Annotated in this window: 23 protein-coding genes and 1 pseudogene; 14 read left to right on the forward strand and 10 right to left on the reverse strand. The window is 47.4% G+C overall.

The annotated features are described in order from the left end of the window. Positions 1 to 204 precede the first annotated feature (204 nt). A complete protein-coding gene (locus ACFS7Z_RS13980; RefSeq protein WP_377485597.1) occupies positions 205 to 663 on the forward strand; it encodes a GNAT family N-acetyltransferase in 459 nt (152 codons plus the stop codon). A 395-nt stretch (positions 664 to 1,058) separates the two neighbouring features. Here ACFS7Z_RS13980 and ACFS7Z_RS13985 read toward each other — a convergent pair whose 3' ends face one another. Further along, on the reverse strand, positions 1,059 to 2,441 hold the full coding sequence (locus tag ACFS7Z_RS13985; protein WP_377485599.1) for a phosphatase PAP2 family protein: 1,383 nt from the start codon (positions 2,439 to 2,441) through the stop codon (positions 1,059 to 1,061). 350 nt (positions 2,442 to 2,791) lie between these two features. Between ACFS7Z_RS13985 and ACFS7Z_RS13990 the strand changes: the two genes are divergently transcribed. The 4 genes and pseudogenes from ACFS7Z_RS13990 (at position 2,792) to ACFS7Z_RS14005 (ending at position 5,543) form a co-directional block, all read left to right on the forward strand. Then, the gene (locus ACFS7Z_RS13990; RefSeq protein ID WP_377485601.1) at positions 2,792 to 3,829 is read left to right on the forward strand and encodes a sensor histidine kinase; all 1,038 of its coding nucleotides are present in this window, start codon (positions 2,792 to 2,794) and stop codon (positions 3,827 to 3,829) included. Beyond that, entirely contained in the window at positions 3,822 to 4,511 is a 690-nt protein-coding gene (locus ACFS7Z_RS13995) for a LytR/AlgR family response regulator transcription factor (RefSeq protein WP_377485603.1), read from the forward strand. The genes ACFS7Z_RS13990 and ACFS7Z_RS13995 overlap by 8 nt, the downstream gene beginning before the upstream one ends. Positions 4,512 to 4,793: 282 nt before the next feature. Further along, positions 4,794 to 4,991 carry a peptide-methionine (R)-S-oxide reductase gene (locus tag ACFS7Z_RS14000; protein ID WP_377485605.1) on the forward strand — a complete coding sequence of 66 codons (198 nt, stop codon included), beginning with the start codon at positions 4,794 to 4,796 and terminating at the stop codon, positions 4,989 to 4,991. A 43-nt stretch (positions 4,992 to 5,034) separates the two neighbouring features. Beyond that, positions 5,035 to 5,543: pseudogene (locus tag ACFS7Z_RS14005) on the forward strand (NADAR family protein). Between the two features lie 117 nt (positions 5,544 to 5,660). Here ACFS7Z_RS14005 and ACFS7Z_RS14010 read toward each other — a convergent pair. After that, positions 5,661 to 6,122 (reverse strand): DUF4268 domain-containing protein, encoded by a 462-nt coding sequence (locus ACFS7Z_RS14010; RefSeq protein ID WP_377485607.1) that lies wholly within the window; start codon positions 6,120 to 6,122, stop codon positions 5,661 to 5,663. A 346-nt stretch (positions 6,123 to 6,468) separates the two neighbouring features. On the opposite strand from ACFS7Z_RS14010, the gene ACFS7Z_RS14015 reads away from it, so the two are divergent. The 3 genes from ACFS7Z_RS14015 to ACFS7Z_RS14025 all read left to right on the forward strand — a co-directional run bounded on the left by ACFS7Z_RS14015 (position 6,469) and on the right by ACFS7Z_RS14025 (position 10,386). Further along, on the forward strand, positions 6,469 to 7,932 hold the full coding sequence (locus tag ACFS7Z_RS14015) for a M48 family metalloprotease (RefSeq protein WP_377485609.1): 1,464 nt from the start codon (positions 6,469 to 6,471) through the stop codon (positions 7,930 to 7,932). Between the two features lie 544 nt (positions 7,933 to 8,476). Further along, on the forward strand, positions 8,477 to 9,118 hold the full coding sequence (locus tag ACFS7Z_RS14020) for a hypothetical protein (RefSeq protein ID WP_377485611.1): 642 nt from the start codon (positions 8,477 to 8,479) through the stop codon (positions 9,116 to 9,118). Positions 9,119 to 9,312: 194 nt separating this feature from the next. After that, the gene (locus ACFS7Z_RS14025; RefSeq protein ID WP_377485938.1) at positions 9,313 to 10,386 is read left to right on the forward strand and encodes an NADH:flavin oxidoreductase/NADH oxidase; all 1,074 of its coding nucleotides are present in this window, start codon (positions 9,313 to 9,315) and stop codon (positions 10,384 to 10,386) included. A 243-nt stretch (positions 10,387 to 10,629) separates the two neighbouring features. On the opposite strand, the gene ACFS7Z_RS14030 is transcribed toward ACFS7Z_RS14025, so the two are convergent. Then, positions 10,630 to 11,817, reverse strand: a complete 1,188-nt coding sequence (locus tag ACFS7Z_RS14030; protein WP_377485613.1) for a PepSY-associated TM helix domain-containing protein — start codon at positions 11,815 to 11,817, stop codon at positions 10,630 to 10,632. A 106-nt stretch (positions 11,818 to 11,923) separates the two neighbouring features. Beyond that, positions 11,924 to 14,362, reverse strand: coding sequence for a TonB-dependent siderophore receptor (locus tag ACFS7Z_RS14035; RefSeq protein WP_377485615.1), 2,439 nt, complete (start codon positions 14,360 to 14,362; stop codon positions 11,924 to 11,926). A 107-nt stretch (positions 14,363 to 14,469) separates the two neighbouring features. Between ACFS7Z_RS14035 and ACFS7Z_RS14040 the strand changes: the two genes are divergently transcribed. Both ACFS7Z_RS14040 and ACFS7Z_RS14045 read left to right on the forward strand, forming a co-directional pair. Next, positions 14,470 to 15,462: a helix-turn-helix domain-containing protein gene (locus ACFS7Z_RS14040; protein ID WP_377485617.1), complete on the forward strand. Its 993-nt coding sequence runs from the start codon at positions 14,470 to 14,472 to the stop codon at positions 15,460 to 15,462. A gap of 295 nt (positions 15,463 to 15,757) precedes the next feature. Then, entirely contained in the window at positions 15,758 to 16,960 is a 1,203-nt protein-coding gene (locus tag ACFS7Z_RS14045) for an AI-2E family transporter (protein ID WP_377485619.1), read from the forward strand. A 77-nt stretch (positions 16,961 to 17,037) separates the two neighbouring features. Here ACFS7Z_RS14045 and ACFS7Z_RS14050 read toward each other — a convergent pair whose 3' ends face one another. From ACFS7Z_RS14050 to ACFS7Z_RS14070, 5 genes are all read right to left on the reverse strand, one after another. After that, a complete protein-coding gene (locus tag ACFS7Z_RS14050; protein ID WP_377485621.1) occupies positions 17,038 to 17,664 on the reverse strand; it encodes an alpha/beta hydrolase in 627 nt (208 codons plus the stop codon). A 232-nt stretch (positions 17,665 to 17,896) separates the two neighbouring features. Further along, entirely contained in the window at positions 17,897 to 18,832 is a 936-nt protein-coding gene (locus tag ACFS7Z_RS14055; RefSeq protein ID WP_377485623.1) for a ring-cleaving dioxygenase, read from the reverse strand. Between the two features lie 9 nt (positions 18,833 to 18,841). Beyond that, on the reverse strand, positions 18,842 to 19,555 hold the full coding sequence (locus ACFS7Z_RS14060) for a pirin family protein (protein ID WP_377485625.1): 714 nt from the start codon (positions 19,553 to 19,555) through the stop codon (positions 18,842 to 18,844). Positions 19,556 to 19,700: 145 nt separating this feature from the next. After that, positions 19,701 to 20,237: a YceI family protein gene (locus ACFS7Z_RS14065; RefSeq protein WP_377485627.1), complete on the reverse strand. Its 537-nt coding sequence runs from the start codon at positions 20,235 to 20,237 to the stop codon at positions 19,701 to 19,703. 220 nt (positions 20,238 to 20,457) lie between these two features. Continuing rightward, on the reverse strand, positions 20,458 to 21,393 hold the full coding sequence (locus ACFS7Z_RS14070) for a ring-cleaving dioxygenase (protein ID WP_377485629.1): 936 nt from the start codon (positions 21,391 to 21,393) through the stop codon (positions 20,458 to 20,460). Between the two features lie 433 nt (positions 21,394 to 21,826). On the opposite strand from ACFS7Z_RS14070, the gene ACFS7Z_RS14075 reads away from it, so the two are divergent. The 4 genes from ACFS7Z_RS14075 to ACFS7Z_RS14090 all read left to right on the forward strand — a co-directional run bounded on the left by ACFS7Z_RS14075 (position 21,827) and on the right by ACFS7Z_RS14090 (position 24,420). Continuing rightward, the gene (locus ACFS7Z_RS14075) at positions 21,827 to 22,159 is read left to right on the forward strand and encodes an ArsR/SmtB family transcription factor (RefSeq protein WP_377485631.1); all 333 of its coding nucleotides are present in this window, start codon (positions 21,827 to 21,829) and stop codon (positions 22,157 to 22,159) included. Between the two features lie 49 nt (positions 22,160 to 22,208). After that, on the forward strand, positions 22,209 to 23,054 hold the full coding sequence (locus ACFS7Z_RS14080) for an arsenite methyltransferase (protein WP_377485940.1): 846 nt from the start codon (positions 22,209 to 22,211) through the stop codon (positions 23,052 to 23,054). A 63-nt stretch (positions 23,055 to 23,117) separates the two neighbouring features. After that, complete coding sequence (locus tag ACFS7Z_RS14085; protein ID WP_377485633.1) at positions 23,118 to 23,594, forward strand: arsenic resistance protein; 477 nt, start codon at positions 23,118 to 23,120, stop codon at positions 23,592 to 23,594. Between the two features lie 52 nt (positions 23,595 to 23,646). Then, positions 23,647 to 24,420 carry a metallophosphoesterase family protein gene (locus tag ACFS7Z_RS14090; protein ID WP_377485635.1) on the forward strand — a complete coding sequence of 258 codons (774 nt, stop codon included), beginning with the start codon at positions 23,647 to 23,649 and terminating at the stop codon, positions 24,418 to 24,420. 128 nt (positions 24,421 to 24,548) lie between these two features. Here the strand turns inward: ACFS7Z_RS14090 and ACFS7Z_RS14095 are convergent, their stop codons facing one another. Beyond that, complete coding sequence (locus ACFS7Z_RS14095) at positions 24,549 to 26,510, reverse strand: T9SS type A sorting domain-containing protein (RefSeq protein WP_377485637.1); 1,962 nt, start codon at positions 26,508 to 26,510, stop codon at positions 24,549 to 24,551. Positions 26,511 to 26,560: the final 50 nt, after the last annotated feature.

Consider the following 26,560-nt stretch of genomic DNA (forward strand, 5'->3'; position numbering starts at 1 on the left):
CACGCCTCGCGACGAACCAGCTTGCGGCTTGCTAACAGGCTTCACCAACTCGCCTGCAAGGGACTTTCACCCTCTGGAATAAATTGATACCTTTAGTATCAGGTGCCCATACTGGGCGCACACAAAATGTATACTCAACTCTTGCTGCGCAGCGGGCTAAGCATACACGCGGCCGTTAGATGCAAAGCTAAAACACAATAATAGATGAAATTAATACCTATAGAAATGGATGACGTTCTTAACGCAAATTTCAATGATAACCCAGAATGTGTAGTAATACTTAATGTGTTTCAAGAGCATTACAAGAAAGTAGGTTTCCAAAAGCCATGGATAGCTTATTTTGCAAGCAACGACAAGGGTGAAATCATTGGCGGTGGCGGATTTAAAGGAGAACCAAAAAATGGTAGAGTGGAGATATCATACGGCACCTTTAAGAAGTTTGAAGGACAGGGAATCGGCACAAGGATTTGTCAACAATTAGTGTCCTTAGCTCTGCAGACAGAACCCTCTATAAGTGTAACAGCAAGAACGTTACCAGAGAACAGAGCATCTATAAAGATATTAGAAAGAAATGGATTCGAATCCATCGGAACTGTATACGACGATGAAGATGGTAATGTACTCGAATGGATATTTGATAACTCAGCATCTAACAAGAAGTAAATGCAAGCCAAGGTGAAATATGATTATCAAACCCAGCCAACATTTACCTTGGACGTTAACTTGCACTACAGTCGGTCCTGGTGAACATAACCTTCGTTATAGAACAAGAAAGGCTCTTCTTGGTGTGGGCCTTTATGGTTTGTTGCTTTTGTAGGATCATTTAATAAGCTGGGCGAGTAAAACAGATATAAACGTTTCACTCTCCCACCTGCTATACTCGTCCATAGCCGCGAAATCAACGTGTAAAAGGTTCAGTAATTCACTCCTTTGGTAAGATACAGTAAAAAAAGCCGCTCTACTTAAAACTGGAGCGGCTTTTTTGGTTGATGATTTCTTCCCTTTTCAGTGGATACCAAAGCTATAGGTTGCCTTGTTCGTGGCTGAATATGTAATTTTTATCTATATCTATTATTCCTGCTGCTCAAACCGTTACTACCAGGGAGTGTTTCTTTCATCCAGGTTTCAACAACATATCTTCCGAGTTCTTTACCCATTTTAAGCGCTACTTCATTATCTGTCCGAAAGTGTATGCCAGCGTAAAACCTTGAATCCGCACAATCCTTCGCCAACTGTTGGAATTGCTCCGCATCATCTGGAAAAAAGTATTCCAAAACAGCGCTGGATGTTGCCGCACCTGCCGCATGACCGGAAGGATATCCTGGAAAGGGTGGCGTAGAAATCAGCGGTTTATAAGTTTTGTCATACTGGTCCGGCCTGATTCCCCAATAAGCATATTTCGCATCCATTATGGCAATTGCTGCATCATAGGCAGCTGAAGACAGCACAGCATATACGCGCGCCAAAGCTGGTGCATCATGCGACATGCCGTATTCGAACATTTTCTCGTTTGCCAGATCGATCCATATGTCAGCGGTACTAGCCCAGTAATAAGCAAGTGCATTTGTCTTGAAGGTCGGCTTGAATTCTTTGAGCTCTTTCATGTCAGCTTCAAAATCCGGCGGCGGCAATGGCCTGAATTGATCTGTAGACTTCATAACCATTGGAGTGAAGGCAGCGAGCGATATGCCCATCGGGAAAGACCCTGTCCATTTTTTTGGGTCTTTGTTCAACTCCCCATTCCAGGCTGTTGCAGATCCATCATTCTCTGCCTTCTGGATAATTTGCCTGGCTACCTGCTCACCCAGTTTCCAGCCTGCTTCTACATCACTTGGATACTGTACACCTGCATCAATACGCGTCTGTGATGCAGCTCGTGCAAGCTGCAAAATAGAATCGGCTTTCTCTGGTAAAAAATAGGCCAGTACATGTGCCGCCGCAGCTGCCGTCACCGAATGTTCACACGGATAGGAATAAGTAAGCGGAGAAGCAATCACTGTAATTAACGAATAGTCTTTTACCGATGGGCGCTGTCTCTTATACCTGACTTTTTCCTGCCATGCTAAAACGGTGGCATCATATATTGCTATATTCATCCAGGCCCCCGGCATGCGGAGCTTAGAAGTGTACTTTTGAGGGAACAGTCTGGTAGCCAACTGGTTCCAGCGATAAGCCGGGGCTCCTGCGTTCCAGTACCTTATCTGGGATAACTCTTGCTGGCTAAGCACACCCATTCGCTGCTTGATATTTTTTAACTCTGCTTTAGTAGCGGCACTTCCCGGAGGAGCATCAATTCTTATTCCCTGTGGGTTATCGAGCAGCATTGTCTTCCACTTGCTGGCTTCATAATTGGCAGCCTGTGAAAAGCAAGTATTAATAGCTACAGTCGATGAAATCAATAATAGACAAAGCAGTCGAATTTGATTTAGATAATTTTTCATATTCATTGTTGTAGAGGTTAAGTAAGCATATCGTCACCATTTGCAAATCAAGTATGTTTGTTATTTCAGATTAAATAGATTGATTCAACCCTAAACCTGTGGGTTATTGTGTAATTATAGGTAATAAAAATAGAGGGAAATGCAGCTGTCAACAGACTGCAGGCGATGGTCTACAAACTGCGGAGTTAGGGCAATCACAGAAACAGCAGGAACAGATAAAAGGCCGTATTCTACTGTATGGATAACACCTTTTCATTCTTTGACTAATTTTTCAGGCTGATAGCTTGCCGCAAAGTCGTTTCTATAACCAGCGGAATGTAAAGGAGGATACCTATAGACTTTTCAGACAGATGAAGCTAGCACTCGATATAAAGCGGTTTAGGTTTTACCTCGGAGTCGGGGCCGCTTACCTTTCTTTATGGCTGTTTGTTGACCTGGTAAGTCATCCTGAGGCATTTCGGCTGTGGGCTTCAAATGAATTCTGGCGGGCTCTTTACATTGTCATTGTCAATATTCTGTTTTTCGAGTACACCCTGCCTAGGCTTAGCAGGAAAAGAATCTTCAGGTCTGCTTTCCTTGCTCTGGGCCAGTTCTTTCTCTATTCTTTTGGCTTGTATGGCTGGAGATATTTGGGTATCCAGTTAGGGGTACACACTGCCTTCAAAACATACTCTTCCTTCCCTGAAGGAGTGGGCGACCAATTTGGGGCTGGTGTATTCTCCGTTTTATTTTTCGGAATTATAAAGCATATCTATGATTACAGGAAGTTGAAAGAAGCAGCGCAATTGCTGCGTATTGAGAAGCAGGAAGCGGAGCTGAATTACCTCAAGTCTCAAACAAACCCGCACTTCCTGTTCAATACCCTGAATAATATCTATGTCCTGGCGCGGGACAAGTCGGAGCTGGCTCCGGAATCCATTTTGCGCCTGTCAAAAATATTGCGCTTTATGCTGTATGAGGCCGGCGGAGCGTATATAGCCATAGAGCAGGAGCTGAAGATTATCAGTGACTATATCGCTCTGGAGCAGTTGCGCTACGACACGTCTTTACACGTTAGCTTCAACTATGACGTGGAAGACATTAGGCAAGCCTTGCCGCCACTTCTGCTGGTCCCCTTAGTGGAAAATGCATTCAAACATGGTGTCTCTGAAACAAGAAATCAGCCCTTCCTGGATATTCATCTTTCCTTGAAGCAGCGGCAGTTAGAGTTTTATGTAAAAAATTCTACGGAGACAGTCCTAGCGGAGCGCCATGTAAAAGAGAATATCGGACTCTCCAACCTGAGACGGCAACTGGAACTGCTTTACAAAGATTACAGCCTCTCTGTCCATCAGGCTGAGACTGTGTTTACAGCAACGTTAAAAATCAACCTCTCAAGCCATGTCTAACATCAAGTGCATTATCATAGAAGATGAGCCCCTGGCCGTAAAGGTTCTGTCAGATTATGTTTCCCAGGTGCCGTTCCTGGAATTACAGGGAGCGTTCAAAGATGCCATTCTGGCCACAGACCACCTGCGGGAGCAACCCGTCGACCTAATCTTCCTGGATATCCATTTGCCTAAGCTGAAGGGGATGGCTTTCTTGAAAACGCTTGTAAGCCCACCCGCGATCATCGTCACCACCGCTTACCATCAGTATGCGGTGGAGGGTTTTACTTTGAATGTGACAGACTATTTGTTAAAGCCGTTTGATTTTGAGCGTTTTCTGGTAGCCGTGAATAAGGTAAAAGCGGCTCAAAGAGAAAAACAATCAGGAAAAGATAGCCTTGAAAAAGATTATCTTTTCCTGAACGTGCAAAAGAAGAAAGTGAAGATTGTATTCTCGGATATCGTTTACATTGAAAGCCAGCGGGAGTACACTAAGATTGTTACCACGAAGAATACCTACCTACCCAAGATGAGCACGCATGAAGTCGAGGAGCTCTTGCCCGCCAAGCTCTTCAAACGGATTCACCGGTCTTTCATCGTTTCATTGAACAAAATAGAATCCTACTCTGCCGAGGAAGTTGAGGTGAATGGGGTGTTTATTCCCATTGGCAGGGGCTACAAAGACACTTTCGGCGATATGTGATGATGCTTCCCTTCCCAAGAACAGCCGACATGGTGCTTAACAAAGCAAGATGTAAATATAGAGCCTGTAATATAGAGACTGTCTTTTCTCTGTTTTGCTTTATTGTCATAGGAAAGGTGTTCTACATTATATAAACATACTTATCAGCCAAGGCTAAATTAGCAAAAGAGGAGCTGTAATCCATCAAACTATTGCTCCTCTTTTGCTAATCCCCAGTCACTTGTTAGTAGGGTAAAAATCAGCGATGGCAGTTAAATCATCAAAGAGATTGTTCGATATTTGATGTGCTTGGTCTTCCCTAGCTTTTGGTCGCATATTGGGGAGAATGTCAGACAACAAAGGCTCAACACTTACGGCCGGTTAAGAATACAGCTCGTGTGCAATGTCTGCGGGCTGCACCTAGGCTACCTTTTCGACCATTCCCTGACTCCTACAAAAGTCCGGTATTGTATCAATGCAGATGCTATTCAGTTAGTGTAAAAAGAAAAAGATGAAGTATAGCTGTAAATGGCTTATCCAAAGTATGGAAGAAGCAAAGAATCTCAAATTCCTTTTCTTCTGGGGCCATCAGCCAAACAGGAATGGGCATATTTCTTCTTCATGCTTTAGCCAATGGTGGGAAGCTCCCTTTGTTGTAGGTGGCATTATTTATAAAACTGCCGAACATTGGATGATGGCTCAAAAGGCCCTTCTGTTTAGAGACAAAGAAGCCTATTACACAATAGTCAATCGCCAGGTGAAGCCAAAGCTGTTGGAAGAGAGGTAAAGAACTTTAATCAGAACACTTGGGAAGAAAAGAGATTTGAGTTAGTTGTGAATGGAAGCCTGGCAAAGTTTAGACAGAATTCTGGCTTAAGAGATTTTCTGTTGAACACTAAAGAATGAGTATTAGTGGAAGCAAGCCCAGTTGACTGCATTTGGGGTATAGGCCTGGCAGCGGACGACGAAAGAGCAGCAAACCCAGAAAAATGGGAAGGACTTAACTTGTTAGGCTTTGCTTTGATGGAGACCAGAGACATTTTGAAGAATTAGTAATAACAACTTACCCAAACCCAGCCCAGTCTTATCCCTTGCTACGCTTCGGGCTCAGGCTGTACAAGCCGATACAAGAAGGTTCCTGTAGCCCTCACTCCGTACCGTAAAAGCGCTCTACATCAGGCTGTCAAAGGAATACCTGGCGTTGCTCCAGAATTCATCCAACGCTATGATGCGGGGCTTAAAAAAAGAAATCAGCTGCGGCCAGTCGTCGCGGTTGAACACATCGACCGGTGCTATTTCTTTGTAAATCCTGCTGATAATTTTCCCGTTCTCGTCGGTGGTGTGCAGCGCCCATTCCCACTCCTCCCCTTCAGATTCGTGCAGTACAAACCGGAGCTCTGCAAACTGCTCAAAAAACAGCTGCTGCAGTTCTATATCAGGATGGGTGATTTCAATGCCTATGGAAGCTGCCTTCTTATCGGCCTGCATCCTGAAATAAACATGCTTCAGCCCTGTCTTATAATTAAGCCAGTTCACTTTTACACCCTCCGCAGACGGAAGTGGTGCTATGTACTGCCCCAGCGTCGTCCAGAAAGCCTGCCGGAGTTGTGACGCTTCTTCTTTTTTATACATGTGCCCAATTTAGTTATTCTGTTTTTATCTTTCCAGGGCAGCTCCCTTGTTCGGTTGCTCTTCATGTAAAAACTGCTTCTCCGTAAGCCAGTTCAGGGTTACAGGAATTCCTGCATACGGTAATTCTTTTACTAGCTCTGCTCCATCGGCACAGTTTTGGATTTAGCAAAGGGAGAAGAACCGATACAAGGCCGAGCGTACTTCGCTGCAGGTTCGTGCTGCATTGCCAGCAGCAGCAGCTTCTTGTAACTTATCATTTTACATCATCGTTCCATATATGAAATTAACCGCCTCCTATATATAATATTTTTGAGGTTCAACAAAAGGAGGCACTAAAAACGAAAACATGAAAAAATTCACCATATCCTGTTTTACAACGGCTATACTTCTCCTCTTTAACTCCTGTGTCAAGAATCCGGTAACAGGCAAGAGAGACGTTATCCTGATATCGGAGGAACAGGAAGTTGCCATGGGCCAGCAGGCTGACCCAGCTATTGTAGCGCAGTTCGGGTTATATGAGAATCCGGAGTTACAGCGCTTTATTGAACAGAAGGGGCAGGCAATGGCAGCTATCTCGCACCGCAGCAACCTGAATTACTCTTTCAAGATAGTAGACTCCCCGGTGATAAACGCCTTTGCTGTGCCTGGTGGCTATGTATACTTCACCCGCGGTATTATGGCGCACTTCAACAACGAAGCTCAGTTTGCAGGGGTGCTGGGCCACGAGATAGGTCATATTACGGCTCGCCACTCTGCCCAGCAGCAAAGTAAAACAGTACTGGCACAGGGAGGACTTATTTTGGGCTCTATTTTAGCGCCACAGGTAGCTCAGCAGTTGGGGAATGCCGCTTCACAAAGCCTGGGCCTTTTGTTTCTGAAGTTTGGCCGCGACGACGAACGGGAGTCAGACAGGCTGGGCGTTGAATACTCTTCTAAGATTGGGTATGATGCCGAGGAAATGGCTGACTTTTTTATTACCCTGCAGCGAACGCAGGAGCAGAATGGTGCTGCCATTCCCTCTTTTCTGTCTACGCACCCTAACCCCGAAGACCGCTACGAGACAGTGAACAAGCTGGCCTTTGAATGGAAGCAGAAGCTGAACCTGACACGCGCGCAGGTAGACAGGAACAGCTATTTACAGTTAATCGACGGCTTGGTTTACGGGGAGGACCCGAAGCAGGGATTTGTGGAAAACAACACGTTTTACCATCCAGAGCTGAAGTTCAGATTTCCGATACCGCAGCAGTGGCAGCACATGAACTCTCCGCAGCAGTTCCAGATGGTAGCGCCTGACGGTAAGGCAATGATGCTGCTGACACTCGCTCCTGGAGAATCCCTGGAAGGGGCTGCGCAACAGCTGCTCAAGAATTATGGTTTGCAACCGCTTGAGTCTAAAAGTGTAACGGTAAACGGCTTACCTGCACTTGCCATTGTGGCGGACCAGCAGGCACAGCAGGGGCAACAGCAGCAACAGCCTGTTCGCACCCTTATCTACCTGATTAAGTATGGGGGTAATATCTACGCGATGATTGGCGTAACCAGCCCTACCACTTTCGATAGCTATGCCCCGACATTCGCGTCCACGATGCAAAACTTTGCGCCGCTTACGGAGCCTGATAAGCTCAACAGACAACCCACGCGCATCAAGATTGAAACAGTAAAAGAAACAGCAAACCTGAGGCAGATATTCCAGAGGTACCAGGTGCCCCAGGAGCGCATGGAAGAGCTGGCGATTTTGAATGGCCTGTTTCTGGATGATCCAGTAGAAAAAGGTACTATGATCAAGTTACTGACCAAGTACAACAAGTAAGCCTCCATTTTATTAGCTTGAGCAGGCACTGAGATTGAGATTATAGCAATGCACAAAGAGGCGGTCCATATAGTATGGGCCGCCTCTTTGTTTTAAGTGAACAGCTATGCTTTTTATTTTTATAATATAGGCAAGAATAGTCTATTTGATGCTGCCTGCAACTGCCTTACATAAAGATCTTATCATAGCATGCGCATACTAGCCCGAGGCAAGGCAGCCTATCTTAACATAATGGATATACCAGAACTTATATGAAGTAGACCAGCAACGGCAGGTACTCCGGGTTATTTGTTTCTGTTAAACCTGACTATGGATAGCAGCAGCAAAGGCGAAGGGTGCTGCCACATACAGAAAATATACAATAATCATGTAAGATAGGTTTTTACGTTCAGCACATACTTAGTGACACGACAGCAAACATTAACTTACTAAATTAGGCTACTTAAATATAAAAAGTGACCACTCACATTCTTTATTAGATAAATAGTTACGTATTTATCCACTCCTGCCGTACCTAATGCCATACACAAACAATACAAAATTTATGAAAAATTTATTCTTGAAACCTACTTCTATTATGGCAGCTTGTGCCATGTTTATGTTCACCGCTTGTAGCGAAGACGATGTAGCTCCACAGGACTTGTCTGCTCAGAATATAGAGGAGGCTCGAAGTAGTAAGTCTATGAACCTCCATAAGACCTATACTGCTGATATCATGTCACTTAACAACTCTGGTGTAATGGGTACGGCCACACTGATGCTTGAGGGAGACATGCTGACGGTACATATTATGGCTAGTGGCTTAGAACCAGGCATGGTGCACCCACAGCACATACACGGTTTTATGGAAAATAACAAAAACGCAAAGTGCCCGCCAATGTCAGCTGACATGGATGGTGACGGACTAGTGGAACTGGGCGAAGGCCTACCTTTCTATGGCCCGGTACTACTTCCACTCCAGCCTTTCCCGGTAGCACCAGATGGTACGATTGATTACAAAGAGACATTCGACATCAGCGATATGCCAGCACTGCTTCCATTACAGAATGATGTTATCGTTTTGCATGGCATGACAGTAGACGGAGTATATGTTGCTACCCTCCCGGTTGCATGTGGTGAAATAAAGCCTATGAACAACGGAAAAGGTATGGGCATGGGCAAAGGCAAGGCGAAAGGTAAAAAGTAGCAGTAAGCAGTCAGAACAACTCTGATTGGAGTTTCATGCTTGCATAAGTATAACAATCCTCCAAAGCAAAAGCCGCTTGATGTATAGTCAAGCGGCTTTTGTATTTATATGTAGTGCTGATTTCAGCTTTAGAAAACAAAATCAGGCTAAAGCTGTACCTTATCCTGATACAAAGCAAATTAACCAGCATGGCTATAGCACAACTCTTTACACCATTGACAATAAAAAGCATTACGTTAAGAAACAGGATAGCCGTTTCGCCTATGTGCCAGTATTCCAGCGAAGATGGCTTTACCACCGACTGGCATCTCGTGCACCTGGGAAGCAGGGCTGTTGGAGGCGCAGGCCTTGTCATTGTAGAAGCCACGGCTGTATCACCGGAAGGACGCATCACGCCGGATGATGTGGGCATCTGGGAGGAGGAGCATATAGCAGGCCTGCAGCGCATCAATACCTTTTTAGTAAGCCAGGGTGCTGTGCCCGGCGTGCAGCTGGCACATGCCGGTAGAAAAGCCAGCCATAGAAGCCCCTGGAAAGTCGGCACCTCCATTGCCCCTTCCGAAGAGTCAGGCTGGCAAACGGTAGCACCAAGCGCCCTGCCCTTCACACCAGATGAACCCGTCCCCACAGCGCTGGATGAAGCAGGTATCCGGAAAGTAGTGGATGATTACCGCGCCGCAGCAGAGCGGGCACGCAGGGCAGGGTTTAAAGTAGTGGAGATACACGCCGCCCACGGTTACCTGCTGCACGAATTCTACTCACCGCTCAGCAACCACCGCACCGACAGCTACGGAGGTTCTTTTGAAAACCGGGTGCGCCTGCTCCTGGAAGTGACGGAAGCTGTACAGGAAGTATGGCCTTCGGATTTTCCGCTGCTGGTGCGCATCTCTGCCACCGACTGGGCCGAAGGCGGCTGGACAGGAGAAGACTCTATAGAGCTGGCGAGGGTGCTGAAATCTAAAGGCGTGGATTTAATTGACTGCTCCACCGGCGGTAATGTACCAAAGGCAAGTATTCCGGTTGGCCCCCTGTACCAGGCGCAGTTTGCAGCGAGCATCAGGAAAGAAACCGGCATCAAAACCGGCGCCGTCGGAATGATAACGACTGCCCAGGAAGCTGAAAGCCTCATCTCGGAGGGCAAAGCCGATATTGTACTGCTGGCACGTGAGCTGCTGCGGGACCCTTATTTTCCGCTTCATGCCGCCATAGAGCTAGGGGAAGATGTGCCGTGGCCGGTGCAGTACGAGCGGGCGAAGCCGCGAAAGTAAAGCTCGTATCATGATATTCGTATCAGGTAACACGATATGAATAATAGAATCCACTAGTATTTTCATATTAATCTGTCATTTCGAACAAAGTGAGAAATCTGAGTTATTTCATGACTCTGCAAAATGACAGATTACTCACTTCGGTCGAATTGACACTGACGTAAACAGCGAAGCGGCTGAGGAAATATCTTCCCAGCCGCTTTGCTGTTCTTAAGCCTTAATACTCGCAGCGCCTAACTTTGCTTAAGCTGCAGCAGCTACTCTTCTCTTTGGCTTCTTTTTCCTCAGCTTGTTCACCCAGATAAGCGTACCGGTTATAGGTAAACTGGTAGCTACAAGACAGGAAATAAAGTAGAGAATCTTTGAGAAAGTACCATATACCTCGCCCAGGTGCAGCGGCTTAATCAGCGACACTATCTGCACATTCAATGGCTTATCAGCGAAGAGCTCTACCTTCAGGGGCTGCCCGGAGTACTGGTCCAGCTGCACCTTATCCGGGGCAGAGAAAGCAAAGAAACCTGCGGCTGTTTTAGATACGACCACTGCGGTCGAATCATCTTCCGATAGCGCGATCCGAAAGTTACCTTCTTCGGGCATGATAGCTTTTGCTCTGGCCAGAAAGTCAGAAACAGGCAAAGGAACTGCATCAGCTGCAGGTGGTATGGATGCAAGTGGTTTCTCTCCCCTGCCTTTAAAGACCTCGGCTCCCATTAGTTCGCCCAAGCCCTCTTTGTACCACTCAAAGGACCAGCAAAGGCCAGTGATGCTCATGATCAGCAACAATAAAAAGGAATAGAAGCCCAGTGTGTTATGCAGGTCGTGGTTTACGCGCTTCCAGTTGGCATCCGTTTTTACCTTGAATCCCTGCTTCCAGTTCTTCAGCTTTACCGGGAACCACAGCACAAGGCCGGAAAGTATCAGAAAAATAAAGATGATGGTGGCAATGCCGACAATCAATTTACCGACGCCTCCCTCAATCAACAGCCAGCGGTGCAGCTGCATCACGGTACGGAAGAACTCAGTGGCAGGGCCGTCTGTTGTACCCAGTACCTCAGCAGTATAAGGGTTCACAAAATAGGTTGTAGGTCGGCCGCCGCCATGTCCGCCCCCGGGACCTGCATGCGCTGCCTCGCCTTCTGGCTTGGCTGCAACACTTACCCGGTACGTGCTTTCCCTGTCCTGCGGAATTTCGATGGCAACTACTTTTCCGTTTAGCTCCTGCCCCAGTTGCTTTGTCAGTACATCCACGGAGATAGGTTTTGCCTGCGCATCAACCTCCACTTCATACTTTGTTGGCTCTACCAGCGCCTCAATCTCAGAATGAAAGGTATAGATGGTACCGCTCAGGCAGACAATAAAGAGCACGAGACCACTGGCTATGCCCAGCCACAGGTGGATGTCGTTGAAGAGTTTGCGGAAGGAGTAATTCATATTTTGGTTTTGTTGATACTTTCTGTTAGTCCTTGAGAGGCAACAAGCTGCTGGTAAAGTACAGCAACAGCTGTTTTACAAATTTAGAAAATTTCCAAATCAATAGTTATAATCTATAAGTCACCACGCCAGAGAAATTTCTAGGCTGTATTCTGTCTATGAAGTTAGAGCGGTAGGCATCATAACCCATCTCGTCCAGAATGTTGTTCAACAGCACCCTTACTCCCCAGTGCTTCTCAAACTCATAGCCTACCTGTGCATTCAAAATAGTGTAAGCCTTGTTGTACCAGGGAGCAGTATCTGGCGCTATTGCATGGTACTGCACCCCATCCAGAGTCCAGTCATTATAGGGGCGCTCTCCCAGATAGTAAGCTCCCAAACCAAGGTTCAGCCAACGCGCTATTCCTTCTTTAAAGGAATAGTTGGCCCACGCATTGAAGGTATGCTTTGGCGTATTGTTAGGTGCTGAGCCCTGTACGAAAGTAGTATGTTCCTTATATTGCGCGTCGATGTATGCGTACCCTGTTACTAGCTCTAGGTTCTTCAGTAACCGCCCGGTCAGCTCCACTTCCACCCCTTTTCGCTCGTCGTTACCGCCTTTGGTGTAATAACCTGCAGCTACCACCGCACCCGTATCATCTACCCTGAACACCTCCAGGTTCATGTCTTTGTTATTAATCTGGAAGAGCGTCAGGTTAAAGCGCAGCCTGTTATTAAACCATTCTGTCTTAAGTCCTGCCTCTAGCTGATCGATGCGTTCGGCGCCAAGGGCTTTCCTGTTAACATCTACAACTGCCGCAGAGCGCGGATTGGAACTGTTGGTATAAGAGCCGAAAATATTGATGTTGTCTTTTACCATGAACATGACACCCGCCAATGGATTCCAGAAATCAGACGACTCGCTGGTCTCTCCGCCCGCACTTGTTTTGTTTGTGCTGTACCGCACGCCACCGTACACTCTTGCCCATTTTGTCAGCTGTATAACATCCTGAAAAGTGGCGCCAAAACGGTGGTCGTAGGATTGGTTTTCTCTTGTCAGCTCAAAAGCAGGCACACCCTCCGGAAGAGAGTTCGATACAGTGGCCGGGTCAAACACATTAATCCTGTCTATGGCGATGGAGTTGTAGCTTGGCTGGTAAAGGTCTATGTAACGGTAATCGACACCAGCTTGGAAAGTATGCAGTATGCTTCCGGTTTTTACTTTCCGCCCAATTAAATCAAACTGCAGCACCGTACTCTTGTCATCGCGGGTGGAGTTATGGGCGATGGAGCGGTTGTACCAGTTCACCTGGTTTCCATTGATGTCGTTGGCAACGTCCTGCTTTACAGCAGAGAGGTTACTCTTGATAGCATCTGCATCATAGTCTGAGTGAAAAGCGGCTGCACGTATATATAAATTGTTGTTCAGGTTATGCCTGAAGCGGGCAGCGTAGGTGCTATGCCGCACATCCGTCAGGTCAGACTCGAACCCAAGGAAGCGATTGGAGGGCAGGTCATAGATTTCATTCTTCAGGTTACCCACCGAAAGGTTTACCGTACCAACATCAATGCTTTGCTCCTCATCAAAATAATCCATTTCCAGGGTCAGGGTACTCCTGGCATTCGGGCGCCACTCTATAGAGGGATTGATGTAGAACGACTCATTGCGCATGTGGTTACGGAACTTACCCCCGTTTTCATAGGAACCGTTTAAGCGCACCGACAGTGTTTTTGAATCATTTACCACGCGCTGCACATCAAAAGCAGGGCGAACAAGGCCCCAGCTTCCCGCACGCAGCGATACAGTACCTCCGTTCTCGAACTTCGGCGTTTTGGTCACGATGTTCACAATACCGCCCGGCCCACCCAGGTCAGTTGCCGCACCCATCGTAATGGAACTGGCTCCCTTCAACACCTGTATGCTTTCCACACCCTGCATGTCCGTGGAGAAACCGCCACCGCGGAAATCCGTCATCACCCGCACCCCGTTTTTTAGCGTCGGAATACCGCGAAACCCCCTGGAGGAGATACTTTCCCGCACACCACCAAAGGTAGCGTAGGTATACACGCCCGGCACATTGCGTACTCCTTCTATAACAGTTAAAGCTCCCTGCTGCTCAATCAGCCGCTCCGAAATAACAGAGATGCTCTGAATCTGCTCGCTCGGCTTGAGCGGCAGGCGCGTAATGGCATCCAGTTTCTCAGGTTGTTTATCGCGCTCCCCGAACACTTCTATCTCCGCTACTGCATTTGTCTTAACAGTTAATCTTAATGTTACTTCTTCTGTTTCGCCTCTCTCCAACTGCACTTGAATTGTCTTACTCTCAAAGCCTATAGAAATGGCCCGCACCAGGTATCTTCCTTCGGACAGTTTGTGCATATCGAAAAAGCCATTCTCGTTGGTGATGGTGCCAAAGCGGGTATCCTCCAATACAACACTGGCTGCCGCTATGGCCTCACCGTTTTCCTGCAGTACATGGCCTTTGATGCCTGCATGGCGATGCTGCGCCCACACCAGTTGTGTAAAGAGAATGCAGAGCATGAGAAGCGTATTACTTTTATTCATTATGTTTATTTAGTCTTATTATAAATAACTAACTTTGGCAAAAGTAAGTGAAGCAACGGGGGGCGGTTATCGAAAATGGAATTAAAAATATCGCGAAAAGAAATATTATGAAGATCACCTCCAAAGTAAACGCTGTGGACGCCTGGATATGCCATGAGGAACTTGCCCCAGCCTACGACAATTGCTGTCTGCCACAGGAAAAGGAAGTGGTGCTTCAGGATCCGGCCATTGCTGTTCTTCGCAGCACACAGATTTGTGCAAGCGGTCTTTTCATTATAGACACACAGTTAGCTTTTAACCAGCCAGTGTGCGATAAATTTGAGGTATCCGGCGAGAGCATCATAATGGGTTTCTACCTGGAAGGGGAAGCTTCTTCAGAAATAACCGGCTTATTAAAGCAATCAGTTAATCCGGCTAACATCCACTACATCTGCTATACCCCTGCTTTTAAGGCCGAATTCCGGATGCCGCCGCACAAGCTGCACCGGTATTTCCTAGTCATCTTATCAAAAGAATTTTACTTCCGGTTACTGCACCAGCAAAGCGAGCTTCACCAGGACTTTGCAGAGCATGTGCTGCAGGGCCACCATACCTACCTCAGCAAAGAGCCATTGGAAATAACGCCGGAAATGAAGTGGGTGCTGAATGATATCCGTAACTGCCAGCGCAAAGGCCCTTTAAAAAGGCTTTACCTCGAAGCGAAGGTAATGGAGTTGCTGATGCTCCAGATGGAGCAATGGCAGCAGTTGCAGGAGCAACACCCAGTAAACAGTATGTTGCGGGGAAACGATGCACAGCGCATAGCTGAGGCCAGGGCCATTCTGGAAGAAAGCTACCACAACCCTCCTACCATACAGGAGTTGGCACGCCTCGTTTACCTGAACGAAACTAAGCTGAAACAAGGCTTCAAGGCGAGCTACAGCTATACCATACATGGGTATGTGGTGTGGCTCCGGATGGAGAAAGCGAGGCAACTGCTAACGCAAGCACAGCAAAGCATTGGAGACGTTGCCTACCAGGTAGGCTATAAAAACGCGGCACACTTTACAGCAGCCTTTAAAAAACACTTCGGTTTTCTGCCGAGTGAAATAAAGATATGAGCCTCCTCGCTGCCCCTGCTTTTCCTGCTCCTACACAGGACTGTAAAAGCCATAGAGTTTGTTCAAATTAGCTGCAGGCCTTTCCCCTGAACAAACAAAATGAAGACTCCTAACTGAACAGACAGATAAAAAGCCCGAAAAGCATGTGTTCAACTGGCTCTGTTAAGGGGTAAGAGAGGTTTGAGGTGGTGGAGCAAAAGGAGCAGTCTGGCTCAAAAAGCACCTAAAGGCTGAGTATACGGGGTTCAAAAACCTTTCGTCCCTCTATTTACGTTTTTTATTCTAAAGATAATCTATGGAAAACAGAGCGAAAACTATTCTTGCTTATTTTGTACTGATTGTTGTTGGCCTGTTTTTCTTATTCTATGGCCTTGTAAAGGCAAAGGTTTTTCTGGCTCCCCTTTCTGTGGCAGCCTTGCTTGCCATGGTAGTGCTGCCTGTTGCCCGTTGGATGGAGAATAAGGGCCTGAGTAGGGCCTGGGCTTCTTTGTTCTCAGACCTGTTCATCCTGTTCTTCTTTGTGTCGATAGCTGGCGTCATTGGCTATCAGGTAAACAGCTTTTCGCAGGACTGGCCAAAGATAAAAGAAAGGATTGTCCCGAAAGTCCATGACCTGCAGGAATACATAGCAGAGAAAACAGGCATATCTGTGGAGCAGCAGAACAGAAGCTTGCCGATTCTGGGCAGCGACTTCGGAACAGATGGGCAGGTGAAAAACAGTTCCTCAACCCAACTACAGGGAAACCAAAGCTCGGCTGTATACGGCCCGGCAAGTCAGCCGTCCAACGGCGGAGTTATGTCCTCGGCAGGAAGTTATATGATGCGGTTCCTTGCATTCCTTGGAACATTTCTGCTCACCTTTGTCTATATCTTTTTCTTGCTGCTTTACAGGAACAAGTTCAGAAGGTCCTTCATTAAAATGGCTCCGGAAGAGAGAAAAGGGGCAGTTGAGAACATAATCTCCGGTTCAGTAAAGGTGGCGCACGGATACCTTTTTGGCAGGTTGATTCTCATTATTATTCTGGCTGTCATCTACTCTGTCGGGCTTTCTTTGTCTGGTGTCCGGCAGGCTATCTTTATTTCCATACTGGCAGCCGTACTTACCCTTATTCCCTACATCGGGAACATGATTGGCTATGCTTTAGCTATAGCCATGGCTTTTCTTTCGGGTAGCGGCGTTACAGGAGCATTGGGGGTCACGGCTACTTTTGCAGTGACGCAGTTTGTGGAAAGCTATATTCTGGAGCCGTACATTGTCGGCGATAAGGTAAGCATCAACCCTATTTTTACTATCCTGGCGGTGGTACTGGGTGGTGCAGTGTGGGGTATAATCGGTATGCTCGTGGCCATACCAGCCCTTGGCATAGCCAAAGTTGTTTGCGACAATATTCCGGCGCTTCAACCGCTAGGGTATTTGTTCGGCGATGAGGACATTGGTGACAAGGATGACAACAGCAACATTTTTCAGAAGATAAAGCGTTGGGCAGCGGGTAAGTGAGGTATAAAGATGAAGTACGGACACTGCATCTACATCCTCCTCACTTCCTTTAAACCAGCACCCTAATCTGGGAGCAGCTACTTGTTAATCAGGATCTTCTTTGCCAGGTCTATCTCCTCCTGCAGGATGGTATGTGATCTTCCCTGGTATATCTTCTTTGTCACTTCTGCTCCTTTTTCCTCCATTATCTTCACCGTTTCGTCTACTCTGCTTACCGGTACATGCGGGTCCGGATCGCCGGTGGTGATGAGAACGGGGGTACCATCAAAGCTGCCTTTATAGTTGCTGGTATCCAGTTGCTGACCAATAAGACCTCCTGTAAAAATGAGCAGCCCCCCAAAGCGCTGTGCGTTCCGGGTGGCATACTCTGCAGTCAGGCAGGCACCCTGTGAAAAGCCAAGCAGGAAGATGTCTCTACTCTCAATTCCCTGTTCTTTTATGGAAGTAACAGTTTTGTGGATCAGTTCCAGGGCAGAATCCAATGCCGGCTGGTTTTGCGAAGCAGGGGCCATAAAGGAATAGGGGTACCAGCTTTGGTTAGTGGCCTGTGGTGCAAAAAGAGAGAAATCAGAGGCATATAAATGCGCACTCAACGACAGTATACTTTCTGCTGTAGCTCCCCGCCCGTGTATCAAAATAAGGGCTTTACCTGTTTTCTCCAGCGGCTGACCGTGGGTAATTATGGTTTGTTCGTGTGTGTACATAAACGATGTAATTTGCAGATGAAGAAAAGCGCTACCTCTCCACGCATCTTTCAGTGTAACAAAAACGGAATTATAGTGCCTGTTAAAGTTGAATTATGCTGATAGCATTAACCCACCCCTACCCCTCCAAGGAGGGGAATTTCAGCTTGAATAAAATATTCCCTTCCTCGGAGGGGCAGGTTCCCCTAACTGAGCAAAGTCTCTGTTTTAAAGCAGCATCCAGGAAAGAAACTCAATCAAGTTTCGGCAGCACTGCTTCTATCCTGGCTCTGTGCGCTTCGTACTGCGGCGGCAGCAGAAGGCTGCTTCCGAGTTTGTCAACGGGCTCATCAATAGCAAAGCCAGGGTTATCGGTGGCAATTTCGAACAGTACGCCACCCGGCTCCCTAAAGTAGAGCGAGTAAAAGTAGTTACGGTCTATTTTATCTGTGATGTTCAGGCCCCTGCCGGCTATCCTTTCCCTGAATCTCATCAGTGTTTCCTCATCCTTCACCCGAAAAGCGATGTGATGATTTGTACCGGCACCGCCATCCCCACGATTTGCAGTAGGCTCCTCTATCAGATCGATAATGGCGGCGTTATCAACGGCATCTGTCATGTAGCGGTGATAGTTACCGTTTTGCTCCAGCAGTTTAAAGCCTAACAGCTCCGTTAGTACTTCTGCCGTCTGCTTCACACTTCGCAGGGTGAGGGTGACGCTGTGGAAACCTCTGGTAGCCACGTTTGCCTTCACTTCACCTGTTTCCCAGGGCTTTCGGGTATCGTTGTTTTTCGGAATCACCAGTTCCAGCTGCAATCCGTCCGGGTCTTTAAAAGAGATGTACTGCTCCCCAAACTTTTCTGCAGGCTGGCTGAAAGTAACATCATGCTCCTGCAGGCGCTTGATCCAAAAATCGAAGCTGCCCTCGGGCACTGAGTAGCCAATATGTGACGCCATGCCGGTACCTACCCGGCCACGACGCGATCCCTCATATGGGAAGAAGGTAAGAATAGTACCCGGACTACCCACTTCGTCGCCGTAATATAAGTGATAGGTGCCAGGGTCGTCAAAATTTACAGTCTTCTTTAGCAGGCGAAGACCCAGGACCTTAGTGTAAAAATCCAAATTCTGTTTGGCTCTGTCGGCTATCGCCGTAATGTGGTGCAAGCCTAAAATTCTGTCTTCCATAGTTGGTCTTTAATGGTTAACGGGTACTTCTATTACGAGAAATTTGCTGTCGGTTAAACAGGTAATGTGCAGATGGTCTGTTTCCCATACACCTATGGCGTCCCGCTGCTCGAGTGGCTCTTCGTTATTTATCAACAAACTCCCGCTGATATTAAAGACATACACCGCCTTGTTCACCGGGTTCAGCTGATACCTTACTTCCTTGTCTCTTTCGAAACTCCCTATCAGTAACTTTGCATTCTGGTTTATCCAACAGTGCCCCTGCCCTTCCTCGTTACTGACAATTGTTACTAACTTATTTAAACGGTTCTCTTCCGGGAAATACCGGCGCTGGTAACGGGGGGTGATGTTCTGCAGCTTCGGCTCAATCCAGATCTGCAGGAAGTTCACTTCATCGTTTCCAACGTTGTGTTCTTCATGGCGCAGGCCTGTGCCGGCACTCATAATCTGTACCCAGTCTTTGTGCACTACCTCTTTGTAGCCCAGGGAGTCAATGTGATTCATGGAGCCAGCCAGCATAACGGAAATAATCTCAATGTTACTATGAGCGTGCAGGCCGAAGCCATTTTCAGGCGCTACAAAATCATCATTAAATACGCGAAGCAGACCGAAACCAGTACGAACCGGTTCATAGTGGCTGTTGAAGCTGAACGTTAAATTACTTTTCAGCCAGCCAATGTCTTTGAGACCGCGCTCACCGGACTTGAATTTCTTATGTTTCATAGTTTCTGATGTTGTGATGAATAACGGTTCTGCCGCCACCACCAGGCGCAATACGTTCAATACGTTTTAAAACAAAAGGTAAGACGTATGACACAGGATATTACTGCTCGTTTATTGTCCTGTGCCATACGTCTCGTACAACTGCCTAAGCTTGCTTAACCAACTGAATCTCAGCTTGAAGCTTGATCTCATCGCTAACCACTACGCTACCGGCCTCTGTTACAGCATCCCAGGTCAGGCCAAACGCTTTGCGGCTGATTTTACCTGTCAGGGTGAATCCTGCTTTTGTCTGTCCGTAAGGGTCTACAACAATTCCGCCGAATTCCACATTAACTGTAACAGGTTTTGTATTGCCTTTGATTGTCAGGTTACCGTGTAGTTTATAATCGTCGCCACCTGCGTTCTCATAGTTGGTGCCTTCAAAGCGTATCTCTTCGTGCTCCGCCGCATCAAAGAAGTCAGCAGACCTTAGGTGCGTATCACGCTGCTCATTGTTGGTGCTGATAGAGTTTACATCTGCCGTGAACACCACGTTGGCAGGGTTCGAGAACTGCTCATCTTCCGTTTCAGCTTCCACATTAAAATTCTGGAAGTAACCCGTAACGGTAGTGATCATGAGGTGCTTTACTTTAAACTGTACTTCGCTGTGTGTCGGGTCAACTGCCCATTTTACTTTAGCCATTTTTTCAGGTTTTTATTAAGAGAATATTCTGCTGAGTGAACAACAAAACAAATGTATATACATTTAATGTATATACATAATTTTTAGCAAAAAAAGATTCCCTCGAAACAACTATTTGCCTTGAGGTTTTGGCTAAAGCTGCAAAGGCTGACTTTACATCCTGTATCTTTTAATACAATGAGTGCCAGTAGTTGAAGACAACGTAAACAGCGAAAGTTACTTAATCCAGTTTCGGAAGCACCTGCTCCAGTTCTTCCCTTCTGTGTTCATAACGCTCCGGTAGTTTCAGGCTTGTGCCTAAACTATCCAAAGGCTCATCAGCTGTAAAACCGGGGTTGTCGGTGGCAATCTCGAATAGCACGCCGCCTGGCTCCCTGAAATAAACAGAGTAAAAGTAGTTGCGGTCTATCTGCTCGGTTACCTCCAGCCCCTTTGCAGCAATCTGGTTTCGGTACTCCATCAACACCTGTTCATTTTCTACCCGAAAAGCCACATGATGCACTGTACCACCTGCCAGATGGCCGCGCATCTCGTGAGGCACTTCCACTATGTCCACAATGGCGGCATTTTCTACTGCATCTGTGCTGAACCTGTAGCGGTTTACGTGCTTGTCAGTCTGCTTATAGCCTAAAACATCCGTCAGAATTTCTGCCGTCGCTTTTACGTCATTCAGCGTCAGCGTAACGTTATGAAAACCTTTGGTGGCCACTTCCGCGCGCACCTCCGGTGTTTCCCATGGCTTTCTGCTGTCCGGACTCACAGATTCAATCAGTTCCAGCTTTAACCCGTCCGGATCGAGGAAGGTCAGGTAGCGCTCCCCAAATTTTTCTGCCGGTTTGTTGTAGGTCACGTTGTACTGCTCAAAGCGTTTTAACCAGAAGTCAAAGCTGCCTTTCGGCACTGAAAAGCCTATTTCTGTTGCCATAGCAGGTCCTCTTCTGCCCGGTACTATTTCTCCCCAGGGGAAAAACGTCAGAATGGTCCCTGGGGAACCTACCTCATCTCCATAATAAAAGTGGTAAGTTTTAGGGTCATCGAAGTTTACGGTCTTTTTTAAAAGCCGCAGCCCCAGCACGTTGGTATAGAAGTTCAGGTTGCGCCTGGCATCTCCTGCAATAGCGGTTATGTGATGCAGACCTAAGAGTTTATGGATCATTGGTAAGTTTTTTCCTGATTAAGAAAGAGCCTGCCGATCTGTGCGATTAACTCTTCATGTATGCATTAAACTATGGCACGGTTGTCTTCTTTGGCTCGTCTACACTCCATTTCTTTCTATGATCCCCGTTTTATGTGATACTTAAATCAACCCCTGCCGGTTTTACAGTGACCGTTTTCATTTTCTTTATACTCAGACAAGCTTCATTTTTACTTACAGAAGAGAATAAGGGTTGTAAATGCGTTAACAATATGTTGTTGTGCATCATGATTACAGAGCAGAAAAAAGCAGCAGGTAGATAATCTGCAAAGCGTGACTATTATAACCTCCGTAGAATCCAGTCAAAATAATGAAAAACCCTTTCTAAAAAATGTCTGAACCTTTTTTGGCTGTTTCGGTTATTATCGTAACTTTACGATGATAAAGCATTTCTATGGGAGTAACTAAAACAGAAGCATTCACAAATACGGACCTGGTGCTGGCGAAATATGCAAAGGCGCTGGCGCATCCTGCCCGGGTGGCCATCCTGCGTATTTTGCTGGAGCGACAGTCGTGCATCTGTGGCGATATTGTGGAAGAACTGCCGCTGTCGCAGTCTACTGTGTCGCAGCACCTGAAAGAGCTGAAAGAAGCAGGACTCATAAAAGGAGACATAGACGGCAAGAAAGTTTGTTATTGCATTGATGCGCAATCCTGGAAAGAGGCACAACAAATGCTGCAGGTCTTCTTCTCTGGTTACGTTTCTTGCAATAGCAGTTGCTGCTAAAAAAATTTAATCTGATTAATCGTAATAAACCGATAAAACAATGGAAAAGATAAACAACGCAGAAGAACTAAAACAACTGGTAAAAGAGAAGTATGGCGAGATAGCCCTGCAAAGCAAAGAGCAGAACGAAGCCTCCTGCTGCGGGGCCACCGGCTGCTGCACTGTAGACTATGCTATTTTCGCTGATAATTATACGCAACTGGAAGGCTATAACCCAGACGCAGACCTGGGATTGGGATGTGGTGTGCCAACAGAATTTGCGCAGATAAAACCCGGAGATGTGGTGATTGACCTTGGCTCCGGTGCTGGCAACGACTGCTTTGTAGCCCGTGCCATAGTAGGCGAAACAGGCAAAGTGCTGGGTGTGGATATGACAGAAGCGATGATTGCGAAAGCACGTGACAATGCTGAAAAGCTCGGTTTCCACAACGTGGAGTTCCGCCAGGGCGAGATTGAGGACCTGCCCATTGCGGCTAACCGGGCGGACGTGGTTATCAGCAACTGTGTGCTGAACCTGGTGCCAGATAAACGCAAGGCCTTTGCCGAAACATTCCGTGTGCTGAAGCCGGGCGGACATTTCAGCATCTCTGATGTGGTATTGGCAGGCGAGTTGCCGGAAGGACTGGTGAAAGCCAGCGAACTTTATGCCGGTTGTGTGTCGGGTGCCATCCAGAAGGAAGAATACCTGCAAATAATCCGGGAAGCTGGATTCGATAACGTGGTGGTGCAAAAAGAAAAGGCTATTCAGGTACCAGACGAGATCCTGAAGGATTACCTCGATGAAGCAGGCCTCCGCTCTTTCCGCGAGAGCAACACTGGCATCTTCAGCATCACCGTGTATGGCGACAAGCCTGCCGGTTCGGCTTGCTGTGCCCCCGGCGCAGGCTGCTGCTAAAACCCTTCAATTCAAAAGCCCCCGCATAGATTTATACCTGTGCGGGAAAAGCTTTTACAGACTATGGAACACTGCGCTCCCGCACATAACCAAATTGGCCTCGGCTATTTGAACCGCTACCTTACCCTCTGGATTTTCCTGGCGATGCTGGCTAGGGTTGCCACTGGCAAATTTCTACCTGAAAGCTCCGGCTACGTTAACGCGCTCTCCAGCGGCACAACCAACATCCCGATAGCCATAGGTCTTATCCTGATGATGTACCCGCCACTGGCAAAAGTTAATTATCGGCTACTGCCAAAGGTGTTCGGAAATGTTGAAGTCATCAGCTTCTCGCTGCTGCTGAACTGGGTCCTCGGGCCACTGCTGATGTTCGTGCTGGCCATTACGTTTCTGCGCGACTACACTGAATACATGACAGGCCTGATTCAAATTGGCCTTGTCCGGGTAAATGTGGCTGTGTGGTTCAGGAGAAAGTACTTCCCTGATTCACCACTGCAACAGGCTCCGGCAGGAAGCTTAACTTCCTTTACCTGCAGCTAAAACCCTATACCTGGCTTTATTTACCTGAAGTTCATCATCTAAAGCAAAAAACATGAAAATCGCTCTTTTCTCGGATATACATGCCAACCTTCCGGCCCTGCAAGCCATGTTTTCAGACATGGAAACCCGCGACATAGATGCCACCTATTGCCTCGGGGACCTGGTGGGGTATAACATCTGGCCAAACGAGGTTATCAATGAAATACGAAAACGCAACATCCCCACCATCGCAGGCAACTACGACTATGGCATCGGCAGAAACAGCAACGAGTGCGGTTGCGCCTATAAGACAGACGAGGACAAGGCCATGGGTAAGGTATCCATCTCCTACACTAACGAGGTAGTGCAGCAGACTGAGCGCCAGTACCTGCGCACCCTGCCCGCCCACATCCGGGTTGAATACCAGCTAAACAACGACCAACTAAACCTCTTGCTGGTGCATGGCAGCCCGCGCAAAATAAATGAGTACCTGTTTGAGGACCGGGAGGAGAAAAGCCTGCGCCGCATTATGCAGGACGCTGATGCTGACATTATGTGCTTCGGCCACACGCATAAGCCATTTCACCGTGTGCTGCCACAGGATGATCAAGCCTCTAGCCGCTACCGCCACGCGATCAACATTGGTTCTGTAGGTAAACCGAAAGATGGCGACAGCAGGGGCTGCTATGCCATTATAACCCTAGATGAAAATGCGCGTGAAGCCGTAAGTGAGAGTATAAAAGTGGAGTTCGTCCGGTTTGCGTACGATGTGGAGAAAGCAGCAAAAGCTGTAGAACAAAGCCTGCTTCCAAATAAGTACGCGGATATGCTTCGAAAGGCGTATTGATATTTTTTAGAATCAAACAGGATTGCGGGACTCAGATTCCTTTCCTAGCAACTGTCTGTAATGTCAAAGCATCCGGAGAGCTACCTGCTGATAGTCCCTCCGGATGACAGATCAATGCAGTATGCTTTTTACCTGCTCAGCAGTAGCTTCACTGTCTGTACCTCGGCACCTGCTATCAACCGCACAAAGTAGAGTCCGTTAGAGAGCCTCTCTTCGTTAACAACGAACTCGTATTGCCTGCCAGCCCCTGCCCTGCCGCTTCCGACGTTTCTCACAAGTGTTCCGTTCATGTCATACAGCCCTAAGGTATACTCCTGCTCCTGGTCCAGGGTAAAGGTGACGGTCGCTTTTCCTGAGAATATAGTTGGATACGCCTGTAGGACGTGCTTCTCAGGTACAGAACCCTCGCTCATTCCCTCTGCCAGAGCAGCTAAATTTTCCAGCGACCGACCCAGTGGCCGGTGAATAACAATCTGGCCTCCCTCTATGGCTGTTGAGGCGACGGCACCCTCTCCTGCTCCTGCCTGGTTGTCATACACGACACGACCAGATGCTATTTCCCATATCTTCAGGCGCAGCCGGTCCCGCTGATGACCCTGCCCAACATCTCCGTCCACAGCAGCTACCAGAAAGCCATAACCTTCCATCCCGTTTACTATACCAAGGCCTGTGTAATTGGCCATGTCGCCAGAGATAACTAGGCGCATGGGTGTATGGGCAGCACTGCGAAAATCAAGGCCACCGCTACTGAAGCGGAAGACGGTGTAGCCGGGAACGGTCCGGGCGTCTTTGGCATACCACGAGGCAAAGGCAAAATGCAACCTGCCACCCACCTGCATGTAAGGCAGCGCAGGATTTACAGGAGAGTCAAACCAGCCGGCGCCAATCACGAAGCCAGCATTGGGATCGAATACGGCTACCGTCAGTGTGGTGTCCTGAGCTAGGCAGGCTTCTCCGGCACTGTAAGATGCCCTTACCTCATACATACCTGCTTCAGTAGGCCAGTCCAACATAACCTGCCCGGTACCCTGCCCAGAGATGGGTACAGTTTGTTCTCCGCTGACAGTCCAGTTAAAAGTATCAGCCCCTGTACCGGCCAAAGTATAGCTGGCATCCTGGGTGCCGGCACGCACTGTTGAAGGCCCTGTGATTCCTTGTGCTACAACAGGAGTACAGCCGCCGTTCTGGCTATACTTGATTGTCAGGAAATCGCCATACGTCCTGTTTGAGAAACTGGAGCCGGACACGTATACATTGCCCAGTTCATCTAAACTAATTGTACGGCCTTCTTCATCAATTCCCTCTTTCAGCACCTCCCACAATATTGCCCCATCTGAACTATTGTACTTCAGCGTTGCCACAGCCCCTGCTCCTTCATTACCTGCACCTGTTATAGTTTGCCCGGTCACGTATACTCCTCCCACACTGTCTGTTGTAATGTCATAGGCCCGTGACACAGAAAGACCTTCCCCATAGGTTTGTGCCCAGGCTTGCTCACCGTCTGAAGCTTCATATTTTACAGTTAAAAATTTTGCCTGAAACTCCTGATCAGAGGACATTAAAGAACTGTATCCAGATATGTATACTCCGCCAGCATAGTCTACTGCCATACCGCTTATGCCGCTTGGGTTATCGAATCTTTTTGCCCACAATTGGCTCCCATTTTGGCTATCATATTTGATGGTAGAAAATGATACTTTGTTATATTCTCCAGTGCTATAGCCCGCAACGTATACTCCATTCTCCCTATCAAGAACAAGCGCAATTGCAGCATCGTATCCATATCCACCATCGTATCGGGCCATCCAAACTTGCTCGCCATCTGAGGCCCTATATTTAAATGTTACAAAATCTTTTCCATTATAATCATCTGAACTGTATGTTGCACCACCTGTCACATAAACACCACCTGCGTTATCCACTGCAATGGCATGTGCCTCATCGCTGAGGTTATAGCCGCCATCATAGCGCCTTACCCACACCTGCTCTCCGTTCGTGGCATTGTATTTTACGGTAGCAAAGTCACTGTTGAAAGAAGGATTAGAACTGTAACTCTGGCCAGTTACATACACTCCGTCTTCCTCATCCAATGCAATTGCATAAGCCCCATCAGTATTATTATCCCCACCATCGAAAAGAG

The organism is Pontibacter toksunensis (assembly GCF_042686245.1).
Lineage (GTDB): Bacteria > Bacteroidota > Bacteroidia > Cytophagales > Hymenobacteraceae > Pontibacter > Pontibacter toksunensis.

What these genes read in the sequence shown, in the direction of transcription:
- ACFS7Z_RS13980 (WP_377485597.1), top strand. Translation starts at nt 205, where the DNA reads ATGAAATTAATACCTATAGAAATGGATGACGTTCTTAACGCAAATTTC.
- ACFS7Z_RS13985 (WP_377485599.1), bottom strand. Translation starts at nt 2,441, where the DNA reads ATGAAAAATTATCTAAATCAAATTCGACTGCTTTGTCTATTATTGATT.
- ACFS7Z_RS13990 (WP_377485601.1), top strand. Translation starts at nt 2,792, where the DNA reads ATGAAGCTAGCACTCGATATAAAGCGGTTTAGGTTTTACCTCGGAGTC.
- ACFS7Z_RS13995 (WP_377485603.1), top strand. Translation starts at nt 3,822, where the DNA reads ATGTCTAACATCAAGTGCATTATCATAGAAGATGAGCCCCTGGCCGTA.
- ACFS7Z_RS14000 (WP_377485605.1), top strand. Translation starts at nt 4,794, where the DNA reads ATGTGCTTGGTCTTCCCTAGCTTTTGGTCGCATATTGGGGAGAATGTC.
- ACFS7Z_RS14010 (WP_377485607.1), bottom strand. Translation starts at nt 6,122, where the DNA reads ATGTATAAAAAAGAAGAAGCGTCACAACTCCGGCAGGCTTTCTGGACG.
- ACFS7Z_RS14015 (WP_377485609.1), top strand. Translation starts at nt 6,469, where the DNA reads ATGAAAAAATTCACCATATCCTGTTTTACAACGGCTATACTTCTCCTC.
- ACFS7Z_RS14020 (WP_377485611.1), top strand. Translation starts at nt 8,477, where the DNA reads ATGAAAAATTTATTCTTGAAACCTACTTCTATTATGGCAGCTTGTGCC.
- ACFS7Z_RS14030 (WP_377485613.1), bottom strand. Translation starts at nt 11,817, where the DNA reads ATGAATTACTCCTTCCGCAAACTCTTCAACGACATCCACCTGTGGCTG.
- ACFS7Z_RS14035 (WP_377485615.1), bottom strand. Translation starts at nt 14,362, where the DNA reads ATGAATAAAAGTAATACGCTTCTCATGCTCTGCATTCTCTTTACACAA.
- ACFS7Z_RS14040 (WP_377485617.1), top strand. Translation starts at nt 14,470, where the DNA reads ATGAAGATCACCTCCAAAGTAAACGCTGTGGACGCCTGGATATGCCAT.
- ACFS7Z_RS14045 (WP_377485619.1), top strand. Translation starts at nt 15,758, where the DNA reads ATGGAAAACAGAGCGAAAACTATTCTTGCTTATTTTGTACTGATTGTT.
- ACFS7Z_RS14050 (WP_377485621.1), bottom strand. Translation starts at nt 17,664, where the DNA reads ATGTACACACACGAACAAACCATAATTACCCACGGTCAGCCGCTGGAG.
- ACFS7Z_RS14055 (WP_377485623.1), bottom strand. Translation starts at nt 18,832, where the DNA reads ATGGAAGACAGAATTTTAGGCTTGCACCACATTACGGCGATAGCCGAC.
- ACFS7Z_RS14060 (WP_377485625.1), bottom strand. Translation starts at nt 19,555, where the DNA reads ATGAAACATAAGAAATTCAAGTCCGGTGAGCGCGGTCTCAAAGACATT.
- ACFS7Z_RS14065 (WP_377485627.1), bottom strand. Translation starts at nt 20,237, where the DNA reads ATGGCTAAAGTAAAATGGGCAGTTGACCCGACACACAGCGAAGTACAG.
- ACFS7Z_RS14070 (WP_377485629.1), bottom strand. Translation starts at nt 21,393, where the DNA reads ATGATCCATAAACTCTTAGGTCTGCATCACATAACCGCTATTGCAGGA.
- ACFS7Z_RS14075 (WP_377485631.1), top strand. Translation starts at nt 21,827, where the DNA reads ATGGGAGTAACTAAAACAGAAGCATTCACAAATACGGACCTGGTGCTG.
- ACFS7Z_RS14085 (WP_377485633.1), top strand. Translation starts at nt 23,118, where the DNA reads ATGGAACACTGCGCTCCCGCACATAACCAAATTGGCCTCGGCTATTTG.
- ACFS7Z_RS14090 (WP_377485635.1), top strand. Translation starts at nt 23,647, where the DNA reads ATGAAAATCGCTCTTTTCTCGGATATACATGCCAACCTTCCGGCCCTG.